This window comes from Vibrio sp. 9-16B-A1, from assembly GCF_056726165.1.
In genome coordinates this window covers 32,455-46,549 of sequence record NZ_JBSDZD010000015.1, presented here as the reverse complement: position 1 = coordinate 46,549, position 14,095 = coordinate 32,455, and the positions used below count along the sequence as shown (strand labels likewise).

General features: G+C 51.8%; 15 protein-coding genes. 6 read left to right on the top strand and 9 right to left on the bottom strand.

The features are described 5' to 3' along the window. Genes ACVB80_RS20285 through sdhC form a run of 4 tightly spaced genes read right to left on the bottom strand, consistent with a single transcriptional unit; the run spans position 1 to position 3,227 of the window. Positions 1 to 714 carry a succinate dehydrogenase iron-sulfur subunit gene (locus tag ACVB80_RS20285; RefSeq protein ID WP_481083106.1) on the bottom strand — a complete coding sequence of 238 codons (714 nt, stop codon included), beginning with the start codon at positions 712 to 714 and terminating at the stop codon, positions 1 to 3. Between the two features lie 15 nt (positions 715 to 729). Then, entirely contained in the window at positions 730 to 2,496 is a 1,767-nt protein-coding gene (gene sdhA / locus ACVB80_RS20280; RefSeq protein WP_481083105.1) for a succinate dehydrogenase flavoprotein subunit, read from the bottom strand. Next, the gene (gene sdhD, locus ACVB80_RS20275; RefSeq protein ID WP_481083104.1) at positions 2,497 to 2,841 is read right to left on the bottom strand and encodes a succinate dehydrogenase, hydrophobic membrane anchor protein; all 345 of its coding nucleotides are present in this window, start codon (positions 2,839 to 2,841) and stop codon (positions 2,497 to 2,499) included. Further along, complete coding sequence (gene sdhC, locus ACVB80_RS20270) at positions 2,835 to 3,227, bottom strand: succinate dehydrogenase cytochrome b556 subunit (protein ID WP_481083103.1); 393 nt, start codon at positions 3,225 to 3,227, stop codon at positions 2,835 to 2,837. The genes sdhD and sdhC overlap by 7 nt, the downstream gene beginning before the upstream one ends. A 395-nt stretch (positions 3,228 to 3,622) precedes the next feature. Between sdhC and ACVB80_RS20265 the strand changes: the two genes are divergently transcribed. After that, positions 3,623 to 4,912 carry a citrate synthase gene (locus ACVB80_RS20265; RefSeq protein ID WP_481083102.1) on the top strand — a complete coding sequence of 430 codons (1,290 nt, stop codon included), beginning with the start codon at positions 3,623 to 3,625 and terminating at the stop codon, positions 4,910 to 4,912. Positions 4,913 to 4,995: 83 nt separating this feature from the next. Here ACVB80_RS20265 and ACVB80_RS20260 read toward each other — a convergent pair whose 3' ends face one another. Then, the gene (locus ACVB80_RS20260; RefSeq protein ID WP_481083101.1) at positions 4,996 to 5,751 is read right to left on the bottom strand and encodes a Nif3-like dinuclear metal center hexameric protein; all 756 of its coding nucleotides are present in this window, start codon (positions 5,749 to 5,751) and stop codon (positions 4,996 to 4,998) included. A gap of 47 nt (positions 5,752 to 5,798) precedes the next feature. Here ACVB80_RS20260 and ACVB80_RS20255 point away from each other — a divergent pair, with 47 nt between their 5' ends. Next, positions 5,799 to 6,551, top strand: a complete 753-nt coding sequence (locus ACVB80_RS20255; protein WP_481083100.1) for a DUF1853 family protein — start codon at positions 5,799 to 5,801, stop codon at positions 6,549 to 6,551. A gap of 58 nt (positions 6,552 to 6,609) precedes the next feature. On the opposite strand, the gene pgm is transcribed toward ACVB80_RS20255, so the two are convergent. Together pgm and seqA are read right to left on the bottom strand one after the other, a co-directional pair. After that, positions 6,610 to 8,256: a phosphoglucomutase (alpha-D-glucose-1,6-bisphosphate-dependent) gene (pgm, locus tag ACVB80_RS20250; RefSeq protein ID WP_481083099.1), complete on the bottom strand. Its 1,647-nt coding sequence runs from the start codon at positions 8,254 to 8,256 to the stop codon at positions 6,610 to 6,612. A gap of 89 nt (positions 8,257 to 8,345) precedes the next feature. Then, positions 8,346 to 8,891, bottom strand: a complete 546-nt coding sequence (gene seqA / locus ACVB80_RS20245; RefSeq protein WP_481083098.1) for a replication initiation negative regulator SeqA — start codon at positions 8,889 to 8,891, stop codon at positions 8,346 to 8,348. A gap of 253 nt (positions 8,892 to 9,144) precedes the next feature. Here seqA and ACVB80_RS20240 point away from each other — a divergent pair, with 253 nt between their 5' ends. The 3 genes from ACVB80_RS20240 to fldA all read left to right on the top strand — a co-directional run bounded on the left by ACVB80_RS20240 (position 9,145) and on the right by fldA (position 10,840). After that, positions 9,145 to 9,909 carry an alpha/beta fold hydrolase gene (locus tag ACVB80_RS20240; protein ID WP_481083097.1) on the top strand — a complete coding sequence of 255 codons (765 nt, stop codon included), beginning with the start codon at positions 9,145 to 9,147 and terminating at the stop codon, positions 9,907 to 9,909. A gap of 92 nt (positions 9,910 to 10,001) precedes the next feature. Beyond that, positions 10,002 to 10,223, top strand: a complete 222-nt coding sequence (locus tag ACVB80_RS20235) for a DUF2788 domain-containing protein (protein ID WP_481083096.1) — start codon at positions 10,002 to 10,004, stop codon at positions 10,221 to 10,223. 83 nt (positions 10,224 to 10,306) lie between these two features. Beyond that, entirely contained in the window at positions 10,307 to 10,840 is a 534-nt protein-coding gene (gene fldA / locus ACVB80_RS20230) for a flavodoxin FldA (protein WP_481083095.1), read from the top strand. A 203-nt stretch (positions 10,841 to 11,043) separates the two neighbouring features. Here the strand turns inward: fldA and ACVB80_RS20225 are convergent, their stop codons facing one another. Continuing rightward, entirely contained in the window at positions 11,044 to 11,544 is a 501-nt protein-coding gene (locus tag ACVB80_RS20225) for a DUF4442 domain-containing protein (protein WP_481083094.1), read from the bottom strand. Between the two features lie 179 nt (positions 11,545 to 11,723). On the opposite strand from ACVB80_RS20225, the gene fcrX reads away from it, so the two are divergent. Then, positions 11,724 to 12,170, top strand: a complete 447-nt coding sequence (gene fcrX, locus ACVB80_RS20220) for a ferric iron uptake transcriptional regulator FcrX (RefSeq protein ID WP_481083093.1) — start codon at positions 11,724 to 11,726, stop codon at positions 12,168 to 12,170. A gap of 89 nt (positions 12,171 to 12,259) precedes the next feature. Here the strand turns inward: fcrX and glnS are convergent, their stop codons facing one another. After that, positions 12,260 to 13,924, bottom strand: a complete 1,665-nt coding sequence (gene glnS / locus ACVB80_RS20215; RefSeq protein ID WP_481083092.1) for a glutamine--tRNA ligase — start codon at positions 13,922 to 13,924, stop codon at positions 12,260 to 12,262. Positions 13,925 to 14,095 lie beyond the last annotated feature (171 nt).

The following is a 14,095-nucleotide window of genomic DNA, read 5'->3' as shown; positions in this document are numbered from 1 at the left end:
CTATACCGAACGATTTAACAGCATCGTCTTGATATGACCTATCGCTTTCGTTGGATTTAATCCTTTAGGACAAACACTTACACAATTCATGATGCCATGGCAACGAAAAACGCTAAATGCGTCGTCCAGATCAGATAATCGCTCATCTGTTGCGCTGTCACGGCTGTCAATCAGCCAGCGGTATGCAGCAAGCAATCCGGCGGGGCCGATAAACTTATCCGGATTCCACCAGAATGACGGACACGACGTGGTACAGCAGGCACACATGATGCACTCATATAAACCGTCGAGATGCGCCCTGTCATCCGGGGACTGCAGGTTCTCCCGCGACGGGGGCAAATTACCGTCACTGATAAGATACGGTTTAACTTTAGCGTAGTTATCATAGAACTGGGTCATGTCCACGATCAGGTCGCGTATTACCGGCAGGCCAGGCAGCGGACGGATCACAATCGTGTCCTGGCTGATCAGCGCCGACAGCGGCGTGATACACGCAAGACCGTTTTTACCGTTCATGTTCAGACCGTCAGAGCCACAGACCCCTTCCCGGCAAGAACGGCGGAACGAGATCGACGGATCCTGCTCTTTCAAAAGAATCAGCGCGTCGAGCACCATCATGTCCGATCCTTCATCCACTTCCAGCACGTACTCTTTCATATACGGCTTGTCGTCAGTGTCCGGATTGTAGCGGTAAAGAGAGAAATTAAGTTTCATCTGGTTGTCCTCCCTTTAGTAAGTACGCACTTTCGGCGGGAACGCTTCACGGTGCACCGGGGTCATATTGACCTCGCGTTTACTCATCAGCTCGTTCTCCGGGTTGTAGATTGAATGGCACAGCCAGTTCTCATCATCACGTTCAGGATAGTCAAAGCGGGCGTGAGCGCCACGGCTCTCGGTACGGTAGTTGGCCGCCACTGCCGTAGCAAATGCGGTTTCCATCAGGTTATCCAGCTCCAGACACTCAACACGCTGAGTGTTGAACTCAGAAGATTTGTCTGCCAGATGGGCGTCTTTAAGGCGCTCGCGGATAACTTTTAGCTCTTCCAGGCCGGTCGCCATCGCATCCCCTTCACGAAACACCGAGAAGCTGTTCTGCATGCAGGTCTGAAGGTCTTTACGGATCTGAACCGGGTCTTCGCCACCGGTGCTGTTTTCCCAGCGCATGGTACGGGCCAGCGACTCTTCAATGTCCGATTCGGTTGCCGGGCGCGCTTCCGCCTGAGCCGCCAGGGTTTCGCCCAGATGCAAACCGGTTGCACGGCCAAACACCACCAGGTCAAGCAGAGAGTTACCACCCAGACGGTTAGCACCGTGTACCGATACCGAAGCGATCTCACCGCAGGCAAACAGCCCCTGTACTTCCACATCCGCGCCAGAAGCCCTCTGTTTCAGCGCCTGGCCCGATACCTGAGTCGGCACGCCACCCATCATATAGTGGCAGGTCGGGATAACCGGGATCGGCTCTTTAACCGGATCTACGTGAGCAAAGGTACGTGACAGTTCACAGATACCCGGCAGACGCGATTCCAGCACCTCTTTGCCAAGGTGGTCGAGTTTGAGCTTGATATGCGGCCCCCACGGACCATCACAGCCACGGCCTTCGCGAATTTCAATCATCATAGAGCGGGCCACTACGTCTCGGCCGGCCAGGTCTTTGGCGTTTGGTGCGTAACGCTCCATAAAGCGCTCGCCATCTTTGTTGAGCAGGTAGCCACCTTCACCACGACAACCTTCGGTGACCAGTACCCCGGCACCGGCGATACCGGTTGGGTGGAACTGCCACATTTCCATATCCTGCATCGGTACGCCTGCGCGCAGCGCCATACCTACACCATCTCCGGTATTGATATGCGCGTTGGTGGTAGAAGCGTAAATACGCCCTGCCCCGCCGGTCGCTAAAATGGTTGCTTTGGATTTGAAGTAGCAGATCTCGCCGGTTTCCATACACAAAGCGGTACAGCCAAGAATCGCGCCGTCCTGGTTTTTCACCAGATCCAGAGCGTACCACTCCGAGAAGATGGTGGTTTTGTGTTTGATGTTTTGCTGGTACAGGGTGTGCAGGAGAGCATGGCCGGTCCGGTCAGCGGCCGCAGCCGTACGCGCCGCCTGCTCTCCGCCAAACTCTTTTGACTGGCCGCCAAACGGGCGCTGATAAATAGAGCCGTTATCGAAACGGGAAAACGGCAGGCCCATTTTCTCCAGCTCGATCACCGATTCCGGGCCGGTCTTACACATATACTCGATCGCATCCTGATCACCGATGTAGTCAGAACCTTTTACCGTGTCATACATGTGCCATTGCCAGTCGTCCTGATGGGAGTTCCCCAGCGCGACAGTAATACCGCCCTGCGCAGACACGGTATGTGAGCGGGTTGGAAACACTTTAGACAGCAGGGCGCAGCTCAGGCCCTGCTCAGAAATTTGAAGGGCAGCGCGCATACCCGCACCACCAGCGCCGATCACCACGGCATCGAATTCACGTACAGGAATAGTCACTTAAGCACCCCACAAAACAAACAGACCAGAGAAGAAATAGCCGAGCAGTATGGTCACCACCACCAGTTGCAGCGCCCCGCGCAGCATCGTGGGCTTAATGTAATCCGTCAGCACCTGCCACAGGCCAATCCAGCCGTGGATCAATACACAAACCAGCGCCAGCATGGTGAAGACTTTGGTAAAGGTGCTGTCGAAGAAGCCGGTCCAGGAGAGATAACTGATGTCATTCAGCGCGCAAAAACCAACCACATACAGGGTGTAAAGCGTCAGGATGACCGCGGTAGCGCGGATCAGGATGAAATCATGAACACCGTTACGGCCGAAAGAAGAGACATTTCTTACCATACCAGTACCCCCGCCAGCAGAGATAACACCGCAGTAATACCGAACGAGACTTTGGCGCTCATCGCGCCGCTTTCCAGCTCTTCAAAATAGCCCATGTCCATCGCAAGGTGTCTTAATCCACCAACGATGTGGTACGCAAGGGCGGTCAGTATTCCCCACAGAATAAAGGTCACAATGAAGCTGTCGGCAATATCAGCCGCTTCCTTAAAACCAACCGGGGATGAGAGGGACAGGGACAGCAGCCATAGCAGAATTCCCACCGCTACAAACGTGATCACACCGGCGACCCGGTGCAAAATCGACGCGATAGCTGTGACGGGAAAGCGAATGGTCTGCAAATCCAGATTTACTGGTCTTGACTTTCTTTCTTTCACGGGCTCGCTCACTCAGCTCCATTGAGCATTTATCGTTATTTACCAATTTTGCTGTCAACCGCTCAAAAATTAACACCATTTTAACCTTTGTGACGCTTTTTACGGGCCACAAGTGTAATCAGGCTGTTAACTTCAGGGCGTAATATTTTGTGCTAAACTTTCTTTTAAACCCTGAATTTACCGGGTCTTCAGCAAGATTTTCTGCGCCACTATACGGGCCGTAACATCTTAATACAATCAACGTAACAAATTATGATACATAGAACAGATTTTTAACTTTTCACTCGCAAAAAATTCAAACAAGTGCACACAAAACAGGAGAAAAATTGACTTTACTTACATAAGCCAGTACAAAAATGGCACACATATATCCTGGATGGATTAATAAAAAGACAAAGGAGAGTGTTATGGCAGATAAGAAAGCGACCCTTCATATAGAAGGACTAGCGCCTGTCGAACTTCCGATTCTGGGGGGCACTGCAGGCCCTGAAGTAATCGACGTTCGTAAGCTGGGAGCCAATGGATACTTCACATTTGACCCAGGTTTTCTTGCCACTGCATCTTGTGAATCTCAAATCACTTACATTGACGGCAATAAAGGTATCCTGCTTCACCGCGGCTACCCGATTGACCAGTTGGCCAACAATGCAGATTACCTGGAAGTCTGTTATATCCTGTTAAACGGAGAAGCTCCGAACCGCGAGCAATATCAGGAATTCAAACAAATCGTGACCCGCCATACCATGGTGCACGAGCAGATTGCGAGCTTTTTCCACGGCTTCCGTCGTGACGCCCACCCGATGGCGATCATGTGTGGTGTGGTCGGTGCCCTTGCGGCCTTCTACCACGATTCGCTGGACATCAACAATGACTCGCACCGCGAGATCGCGGCATACCGTCTGTTGTCCAAGATGCCAACCCTGGCCGCCATGTGTTACAAGTACTCTATTGGCCAGCCATTCATCTACCCGCGCAACGACCTCAGCTATGCAGAAAACTTCCTGCACATGATGTTTGCCAACCCGTGCGAAGAGTACGTGGTAAACCCTGTGGTTGCCCGTGCGATGGATAAGATCTTCACCCTGCACGCTGACCACGAGCAGAACGCTTCGACCTCTACCGTGCGTCTGGCGGGCTCCTCAGGTGCCAACCCATTCGCCTGTATTGCTGCAGGTATCGCTTCCCTGTGGGGACCGGCACACGGCGGTGCAAACGAAGCCTGTCTGCGTATGCTGGAAGAAATTGGCTCTGTGGACCACATCCCTGAGTACGTGACAAGAGCTAAAGACAAGGACGACCCGTTCCGTCTGATGGGCTTTGGTCACCGGGTATACAAGAACTACGACCCGCGTGCGACCGTTATGCGCGAAGCGTGTCATGAGGTGCTTAATGAACTGAACATCAAGGACCCACTGCTGGACGTGGCAATGGAGCTGGAGCGTATCGCCCTGTCTGATGAGTACTTTGTTGAGAAGAAACTCTACCCGAACGTGGACTTCTACTCAGGCATCATTCTGAAAGCGATCGGCATTCCGGTTTCCATGTTCACCGTAATCTTCGCCCTGTCCCGTACTGTGGGCTGGATTGCTCACTGGAACGAAATGCACCGCGACCCGGACAACCGTATCGGCCGTCCACGTCAGTTGTACACCGGCCAGACCATGCGCGACTTCCAGCCGCTGCATGAAAGGGATTAATTCCCGCACAGCAATACTGTAATGACAACTAAAAACGGCGCTGATTCAGCGCCGTTTTTTATACACCTGTCTGTATGCCTCACTTAAACAGGATTATGAATATCCACAAACTCCACGTCAAAGCCGTGCTCTTTCGCCAGCCATTCTCCCAGTGACTTCACCCCATCCCGCTCAGTCGCGTGGTGGCCGGCTGAGAAGTAGTGAATATCCAGCTCGCGGGCAGTGTAAGTAGTGCGCTCTGAGATCTCGCCGGAGATAAACGCATCCAGCCCGTGTGAAGCTGCCAGTTCGATAAAGTCCTGACCACCACCGGTACACCAGCCAATCGTCTTAATTTCTTTACCGCTCTCTGTCGCAATATGCAGAGGCTGACGCTGATAGGCATCCGCAATACGCTTCTCAAGCTCCTGAGCGCTCACAGGCGCGTCAAATGAACCGTACAGGGCCACAGACTGCTCGTGACCTTCCAGACCGCCTTCCAGGGTGATACCCAGCTTTTGTGCCAGCTTAACGTTATTGCCAAGTTCAGGATGAATATCCAGCGGCAGGTGATACGCGTACAGATTGATGTCGTTTTTGATCATGGTACGGATACGGCGGCCTTTCATCCCTTTAATCGGTTCAGGCTCCCCTTTCCAGAAGTAACCGTGGTGAACCAGGATGGCGTCTGCACCGCGCTCAACCGCCGCGTCAATCAGTGCCTGAGAGGCCGTCACGCCGGTAATGATTTTATTGACCTGCTCTGCGCCCTCAACCTGAAGGCCATTCGGACAGTAGTCTTTAATAAGGTGTGGCTGCAGGTATTGATTCAGTACCGCTTCCAGCTGTAAGTTATTCATTGTTTATTCCGTTTCACATCGCGATGGAGCCAAGTATATACCAGACTATGGAAACCGTTAATCCGCTCTGTGACTGGATTGTGCGCCGCCCGGCGCTGTTTACCGGCCAGGGAAACATTACCGCCAGAGCGCCGTTTTCATCTGCAACGGCGTGTGCCGGTGTGCCTGAAGCCACTCACCCCAGGCTCGGCTTTCTCTATCAGGAATGGTGTAAACAGCTGTTTATCGCCAGCCCGGACTATGAGCTGCTCGGTGATGAGATTCAGCTCTCCGAAAACGGCCGTACCCGGGGGGCGATCGATTTTATCGTGCGTAACCTTGCCACCGGCCAGATTGAGCACTGGGAAGTGGCGATCAAGTTCTATCTTCTTCATCACGGAAAATGGTATGGCCCCAACGCCAGAGACAGACTGGATATCAAGCTCGAAAGAATGCTCAGCCACCAGCTGGCTATGTCAGACTCAGCACCATTCCGGGCTCAGTATCCATGGAACGTGGACAAGCGCCGCCTGCTGATGCAGGGCAGGCTCTGTATCAATCCGTTTGAGAAGCAGGTGATTCCCACGGAGTGTCTCGGCTATAAACTCAATCCTGATTGCGTGGACGGATACTGGTGTTATTACTCCCAGTTGACTAAAGCACCTGCAGAGCTGTGGCCACTGGCCAAACCGGACTGGCCTGCCGGTCTCACGGCCTTTGATAACTGTATGCCGTTAAGCTGGCAGGATCGCCCGCTTCACTGCCAGGACAGGCTGGGCCGGTTCTGGTTTATCGTCCCGGATCGCTGGCCAGGGCAGTAATACCGGCACAAAAAAAACGGCGCCCGAATGGACGCCGCTTTTCATATCTTCCGGAGAATTACAGACCAGCGTCTGCAAATACCTGGTTTACGATCTGCTGAGCTTCCTGCTCGATTGCTTTCAGGTGCTCTTCACCTTTAAAGCTCTCACAGTAGATCTTGTAGATGTCTTCGGTTCCAGACGGACGGGCTGCAAACCAGCCGTTCTCTGTAGTCACTTTCAGGCCACCGATCGCCGCGCCGTTACCCGGAGCGTGCGTCAGGCGTGCTGTGATCTCATCACCTGCCAGAGTCTGAGCCGACACCATTTCAGGAGACAGCTTCTTCAGCACGTCTTTCTGCGCGCCATTCGCTACTGCCTGAATACGGTTGTAGCTTGAGTCGCCATGCTTCGCCGCCAGCTCATCGTAGTACTGCTGAGGGTTCTTACCGGTCACTGCGGTGATTTCTGCCGCCAGCAGACACAGAATGATACCGTCTTTATCGGTAGACCATGGCGTGCCGTCCAGACGCAGGAATGAAGCGCCCGCACTCTCTTCGCCACCAAAACCGAAACGGCCTTCGTACAGACCATCTACAAACCACTTAAAGCCAACCGGTACTTCACACAGCTCGCGGCCAAGGTCTGCTACCACGCGGTCGATCATCGCGCTTGATACCAGAGTCTTGCCTACTGCTACATCTTTGCCCCAGCCTTCACGGTGACGGTACAGGTAATCAATACATACCGCCAGGAAGTGGTTCGGGTTCATCAGACCTTTAGGGGTTACGATGCCGTGACGGTCATAGTCAGGGTCGTTACCAAACGCCAGGTCGTAGTCGTCTTTCAGTGCCAGCAGGCCAGCCATCGCGTAAGGCGATGAACAATCCATACGCACTACGCCGTCTTTATCCAGAGACATAAACTGGAAAGAAGGGTCTACCGCTTCGCTGACCAGGGTCAGGTCCAGGTTAAAGTGGTCACGGATCTGACGCCAGTAGTCGATACCACTGCCACCCAGTGGGTCAACACCCAGTTTAAGGCCCGCTTTCTGGATCGCTTCAATGTTAATAACGTTAGTCAGGTCTTCAACATATGGCTTAACAAGATCCATCTCAGTCAGCAGTGAAGAAGCTTTGGCTTCTGCCAGCGGCATACGCTTCACGCCCTGCAGGCCTTCAGCGATAAGCGCGTTGGCGCGGTCTTCAATTGCCTGGGTCAGCTCAGCTTCTGCCGGACCACCGTGAACCGGGTTGTACTTGATACCCCCGTCCTGCGGCGGGTTGTGAGACGGCGTGATAACAATGCCGTCCGCTTTCTTTTCGTTCGCCAGGTTGTAAGTCAGGATAGCGTGAGAGATACCCGGAGTCGGAGTAAAGCCGTTATCCTGCTGTACGATCACTTCAATGCCGTTAGCGATAAGTACCTCAACCACACTGGAGAAAGCCGGCTCCGAAAGTGCGTGAGTGTCTTTACCAACGAACAGCGGACCAGTGGTGCCTTTTTCTGCACGCACTTCTGCTACCGCCTGGGCAATTGCCAGAATGTGGTTTTCATTAAAAGTCGATTTGTCTGCCGTACCGCGGTGACCGGAAGTACCAAACTCAACTTTGTGAGCAGGGTTGCCGGCTTCAGGCTGAAGTAAGAAGTAGTTTGCTACCAACGCTGGAATATTATGTAGATCTTCTTGCTGAGCTTTCTGCCCGGCGCGAGGATGAATAGCCATTTTATATCCTTATTTGCTTTTTATAAGTCACATAAAACAAAACCTCATACTGACAATCGGGTCATTATGAGGTTTGGTTTGTGTGTAAGTTAAATCGAATTGCACACCTTTTCGATTAAGTCACCCTGGAATCCCATCCGGTTCATCAGTTGGTCCACCATCTGACGCTTGCGGTTGGTATTGTTATTGGTGATCACCCAAAACGGTGTATCCGGAATCTGTCTTGGTTTGGTGGTTTTGCCACTCGCCAGCAGGGTCTCTTTGTTATCGGCAAAGTAAACACGCGTGCGGCCTTTCACCAGAGTCGCTTCAGCGAAGCTGGCCTGATTGACCGAATGCAGAGTAGTCAGGACCAGCAGGAAACGGTCGATAGCTTTTTCTTTTGAAGCCATTTCATCAGAAATCAGCAGTGAACGCATCGCTTTCACGCTGTCGACAGGTTGATCGTTACCGGCATCTTTACTGACGACAATACCTGGTTTTGCAGGCTGCTTAGGCGCAGGCGCAACTGCCACTGGCTGGTTGCCATCCACGTTCAGCAGACGACGCAGTATGTCAGATGCACTTTCACCAATATGCTGGGTTTGACCGGCAATGTAGCGGTATAGATCCTCATCAACCTCAATTGTTTTCATTCGCTTTTCACAATCTCTGTTTTTAAACTTTAAGGAATTATACTGACTTTAAAACGGATGACCATTCCACTAGCCATTTTTCTTGCTGCTTTCCACCCGCTAATTGATCTTATGCGTTTAAATATCCGCCAGTATGGCGTTTTTTTATCCCCAAAGCCCGAAACGGACCACTCTGGGATCCGCAAAAAAGCCAGGATCCTGCGCTATGGTTTCGTGCTAAGCTGACGCACAAATCACAACAAACAATCAAACCATGTCTTCAATGCTCAACTACAAACTCGAAGGTCAGGGGCCATCTGTGGTACTGGTTCACGGCCTGTTCGGCAGCCTGGATAATCTTGGTCTGCTGGCGCGCGATCTGGCAAAAGATCATCAGGTGCTGAGCCTGGATCTTCGTAACCACGGCCGCTCATTCCACAGTGACGTGCACGACTACAACGTCATGGCAGATGATGTCTGTCAGCTGCTCACCAGCCTGAACCTGTCCCCGGTGATCCTTGTCGGTCACTCCATGGGCGGCAAAGTGGTGATGAAAATGGCAGAGCGTCTCGGCGCGGCTGTTTCTCATCTGGTGGTACTGGATATGGCGCCGGTCTCCTACCCTCACGCAAAACACGACAATGTGTTTGCCGGCCTTCAGGCCGTGATCGACCAGCCGCCGGCGAACCGGACTCAGGCGATGGATCTCCTCAGTGAGCATATTGAGATGGAGGGGGTACGCCAGTTTCTCGGAAAGTCGCTCCATCGCAGGGAAGCACACCTTGACTGGCGCTTTAATGTCGGCGCTATCCAAAAGAACTACTGGAACATCCTGGGCTGGGATGAAGTCAGCCCGGTCACCTGCCCTACCCTGTTTATCAAAGGGGCGGACTCTGACTATCTCACCGCAGAGCACCAGCCAGCCGTGCAGAGACAGTTCCCGGCAGCAAAAGCGCATGTAATCGCCAATACCGGCCACTGGCTGCACGCAGAAAAACCGGCTGATGTATTGCGGGTGATCCGGCGCTTTATTGATTAGCAATTTAGCATCGCGAACTGGCGCTCGGAATTTGGCGACACGCGGTTATCAATGGTATAGTGCGGCCAGCAAAATAGACAACAAGGAATGTCATGCTCTACGACTACATGAATCTGCTCGAGTCTGTCGGCCTGGATTTGCTGTTCGCTTCGGTCTTCTTTCTGATCGGCATGGCAATCAAAGACGTACTTAAGCAGGGCAATGTGCCTCCATTTGGTCGCAGAATTGTATGGCTGGTTCTGTTTTTGGGCTGTGCCGGCTTTGTAGCCAAAGGACTTATCCAGCTGAGCTGGGAAGGTTCAGGGCTGGGCTGAGCAGCAGACAGACACTTTTGTTTTAACTATCCCGTTTATCCGCCAATGGCTGGTAAACCGTCTCGAATATAGGTAACAACTCTATGGCAAGTGTAGGACTCTTCTTCGGCAGCGACACAGGTAACACCGAAGCCGTTGCTAAGATGATTCAAAAACAACTGGGTAAAAAACTGGTTCACGTTCAGGACATCGCAAAGAGCAGCAAAGAAGACATCGATAACTTCGACCTGCTGCTGCTGGGCATCCCTACCTGGTACTACGGCGAAGCTCAGTGTGACTGGGATGATTTCTTCCCTGAACTGGAAGCTGTTGATTTCTCAACCAAACTGGTTGCGATCTTTGGCTGTGGTGACCAGGAAGACTACGCTGAATACTTCTGTGACGCTATGGGCACCATTCGCGACATCGTTGAAGGTAAAGGTGGCACCATCATCGGTTATACCTCAACCGAAGGCTACGAGTTTGAAGCGTCTAAAGCGCTGGTTGAAGGCGATGAGAGCCAGTTCGTTGGCCTGTGTATTGACGAAGACCGTCAGCCAGAACTGACCGAAGAGCGTGTGAACAAGTGGGCTACCCAAATCTACGATGAGATGTGTCTGGCTGAGCTGGAAGACTAAGCGTCACGCATTTCGAAAAAACCTCCTGCGGGAGGTTTTTTTATACCAGTCGGAATAAGTAGCAGGTCAGCCATTTGCGCAGGAAAACCCGTTGTTTTCAAGGCGGAGATTGCCGTAACTAGTGGTGCTAATTACAAAATCTCCAACGCTGAAAACAGCGGGTTTAACCAGCAAGGGCGACCAGATAATTATGCAGACTGGTATTATGCCGCTTGATCCATATCCGGCTCCCGGTACTGTGGCTTCTTCCTCACGTACAGCTTGCGCTGCACTTCGGCAACCACGTTCCCCTCCCCGTCTTTGACGTGAATAATGAACTCCGGAAAGCACTTGTCTCCGGCCAGCGTCTGCTGATAAATGCTGTCCACCTGCCCCTCACTGACGTCAAAATCAGCGTACAGATCAGACTTGCCCGGCGCGATAAAGTTAATACTCGCTTCCTTATCCCACACATAATACTGCTCTCCCAGGATCCCCATCAGCATCAGGCTGTACACCGGATCGGTCAGGGAAAAGATGCTGCCGCCATACTGGGTCCGGTTAGCGTTTTTGTTCCACCAGCGCAATTTGAGTCGCATCCTGACCTGGCGAAAATCCTCGCTGATGGAGAGGATCTTAATTCCGGCTCCCCAGAACGGTGGCCAGATATTAAGAGCGAATTTAACAATTCCGGGCTTGTAGACCCTTGCAAGCTGCTTATTCATAACGTCCAATGTTAATCATTTGTTACTGGTCAGACTTCAATATCCGTGATTTGATACCGATTTACAAGCTTTGATTTATTAACCCTTTGAACTTCGTGGTTTAATGTTACCGGTGAGTCGCCTATAATGGACATCAACTACGACTTCTGTATTTGCTGCAGAACACGACAGGAAAGACTATGTCAGATAATAACCAGGCACTGAAAGATGCCGGACTTAAAGTCACTCTTCCGCGACTTAAAATTTTAGAAGTGCTGCAACAACCAAATTGCCAACATATCAGTGCAGAAGAGTTGTACAAGCTGCTGATTGATCTGGGCGAAGAGATCGGTCTGGCAACCGTATACCGGGTACTGAACCAATTTGATGATGCAGGTATCGTAACCCGCCACCACTTTGAAGGCGGAAAATCAGTATTTGAGCTGGCCAGCCAACACCACCATGACCATCTGGTGTGTCTGGACTGCGGCGAAGTGATCGAGTTCTCTGATGACGTAATTGAGCAACGTCAGAAAGAGATCGCAGCGAAATTCAATGTCGAGCTGACCAACCACAGCCTGTACCTTTACGGTAAATGTGGCGACGGCAGCTGCAAAGACAACCCTGACGCGCACAAACCAAAGTAAGCGCAGGTTACGGACAATAAAAAAGCCAGCAACTATGCTGGCTTTTTTTCGTCTTCTCTTATGAGCCACTCGCGCGGCTCATACAGAAATTATTTGGATTCAATTTTTGCCCAGGTGTCACGCAGACCCACTGTGCGGTTGAAGACCAGCTTCTCTGCAGACGACTCTTTCGAATCTGCACAGAAGTAACCGGTACGCTCGAACTGATAGCCCTGCTCTGCTTTCGCATCTGCAAGACCTGGTTCAACCACCGCCTGACAAACAGTCAGGGACTCAGGGTTCAGTACTGAGTGGAAGTCAGCTTCCGCAGCCGGGTTTGGTACGGTAAACAGACGGTCGTACAGACGCACTTCCGCAGGTACACCTTTCTCAGCCGATACCCAGTGGATAACGCCTTTCACTTTACGGCCGTCTGCCGGGTTTTTACCCAGGGTTTCCGGATCGTAAGTACAGTAAATGGTGGTTACGTTTCCGTCTTCGTCTTTCTCGATACGTTCTGCTTTGATCACGTATGAGCCGCGCAGACGTACTTCTTTACCCAGTACCAGACGCTTGTACTTCTTGTTCGCTTCTTCACGGAAGTCTTCCGCTTCGATGTACAGCTCACGGGTAAACGGCACTTCACGCTCGCCCATTTCTGGTTTGTTAGGGTGGTTAGAAACCGTCAGAGTCTCTTCACCTTCGAAGTTTTCGATAACCACTTTAACCGGATCCAGAACCGCCATCGCACGTGGTGCATTTTCGTTCAGGTCATCACGGATACAGGATTCCAGAGAACCGTATTCGATCATGTTCTCCTGCTTGGTCACACCGATACGCTTACAGAACTCACGGATAGAAGCCGGAGTGAAGCCGCGGCGACGCAGACCTGAAATAGTTGGCATACGCGGATCGTCCCAGCCGTTAACCAGTTTCTCGGTCACCAGCTGGTTCAGCTTACGTTTGGACATCACAGTGTATTCCAGGTTCAGGCGGCTGAACTCGTACTGACGTGGCTGGCAATCAATGGTGATGTTGTCCAGTACCCAATCGTACAGGCGACGGTTATCCTGGAACTCCAGCGTACAGATAGAGTGCGTAATGCCTTCCAGCGCATCCGAAATACAGTGAGTGAAGTCATACATCGGGTAGATGCACCACTTGTCACCGGTCTGGTGGTGAGAAGCGAAACGTACGCGGTACAGCACAGGATCGCGCATTACCATAAATGGTGACGCCATATCGATCTTGGCACGCAGACACGCCTTGCCTTCTTCAAAACCACCGTCGCGCATTTTTTCAAACAGCGCCAGGTTCTCTTCAACACTGCGCTCGCGGTACGGGCTGTGTTTACCAGGCTGGGTCAGGGTGCCACGGTACTCACGGATTTGCTCAGGACTCAGCTCTTCTACGTACGCCAGGCCTTTGTTAATCAGTTCCACCGCGTAGCCGTAAAGCTTGTCAAAGTAGTTTGATGAGTAACAGATCTCACCGCTCCACTCGAAGCCCAGCCAGTGCACGTCGTTCTTAATCGACTCAACGTATTCGATATCTTCTTTTTCAGGGTTAGTGTCGTCGAAACGCAGGTTACACTGGCCCTGGTAGTCCTGAGCAATACCAAAATTCAGACAGATGGATTTTGCGTGACCAATGTGCAGGTAGCCGTTTGGTTCCGGCGGAAAGCGGGTGTGCACGCTGGTATGTTTACCTTCGGCCAGATCTTTATCGATGATCTGGCGGATAAAGTTCGATGGACGAGCCTCAGCTTCACTCATCTAAACACCTCTAAGTTTTCAGTATTGTCAGAATATATAGGGGCTAATGATCCACAAATTTGACCAGAGACACAACTGAATATCGGCGGAAATTGCTATTTTTCTTTCCATTCGAACGAAAAATGCCTCCCGGACGGGAGGCATTTGAAGTGTTATCGCGTTAATCGCGTG

Bases quoted from the DNA above. Each gene is read 5' to 3' on its own strand.
- fldA (WP_481083095.1), top strand. From the start codon at position 10,307: ATGGCAAGTGTAGGACTCTTCTTCGGCAGCGACACAGGTAACACCGAA.
- pgm (WP_481083099.1), bottom strand. From the start codon at position 8,256: ATGGCTATTCATCCTCGCGCCGGGCAGAAAGCTCAGCAAGAAGATCTA.
- ACVB80_RS20240 (WP_481083097.1), top strand. From the start codon at position 9,145: ATGTCTTCAATGCTCAACTACAAACTCGAAGGTCAGGGGCCATCTGTG.
- sdhD (WP_481083104.1), bottom strand. From the start codon at position 2,841: ATGGTAAGAAATGTCTCTTCTTTCGGCCGTAACGGTGTTCATGATTTC.
- fcrX (WP_481083093.1), top strand. From the start codon at position 11,724: ATGTCAGATAATAACCAGGCACTGAAAGATGCCGGACTTAAAGTCACT.
- ACVB80_RS20225 (WP_481083094.1), bottom strand. From the start codon at position 11,544: ATGAATAAGCAGCTTGCAAGGGTCTACAAGCCCGGAATTGTTAAATTC.
- ACVB80_RS20255 (WP_481083100.1), top strand. From the start codon at position 5,799: ATGGAAACCGTTAATCCGCTCTGTGACTGGATTGTGCGCCGCCCGGCG.
- seqA (WP_481083098.1), bottom strand. From the start codon at position 8,891: ATGAAAACAATTGAGGTTGATGAGGATCTATACCGCTACATTGCCGGT.
- glnS (WP_481083092.1), bottom strand. From the start codon at position 13,924: ATGAGTGAAGCTGAGGCTCGTCCATCGAACTTTATCCGCCAGATCATC.
- ACVB80_RS20265 (WP_481083102.1), top strand. From the start codon at position 3,623: ATGGCAGATAAGAAAGCGACCCTTCATATAGAAGGACTAGCGCCTGTC.
- ACVB80_RS20285 (WP_481083106.1), bottom strand. From the start codon at position 714: ATGAAACTTAATTTCTCTCTTTACCGCTACAATCCGGACACTGACGAC.
- ACVB80_RS20260 (WP_481083101.1), bottom strand. From the start codon at position 5,751: ATGAATAACTTACAGCTGGAAGCGGTACTGAATCAATACCTGCAGCCA.
- ACVB80_RS20235 (WP_481083096.1), top strand. From the start codon at position 10,002: ATGCTCTACGACTACATGAATCTGCTCGAGTCTGTCGGCCTGGATTTG.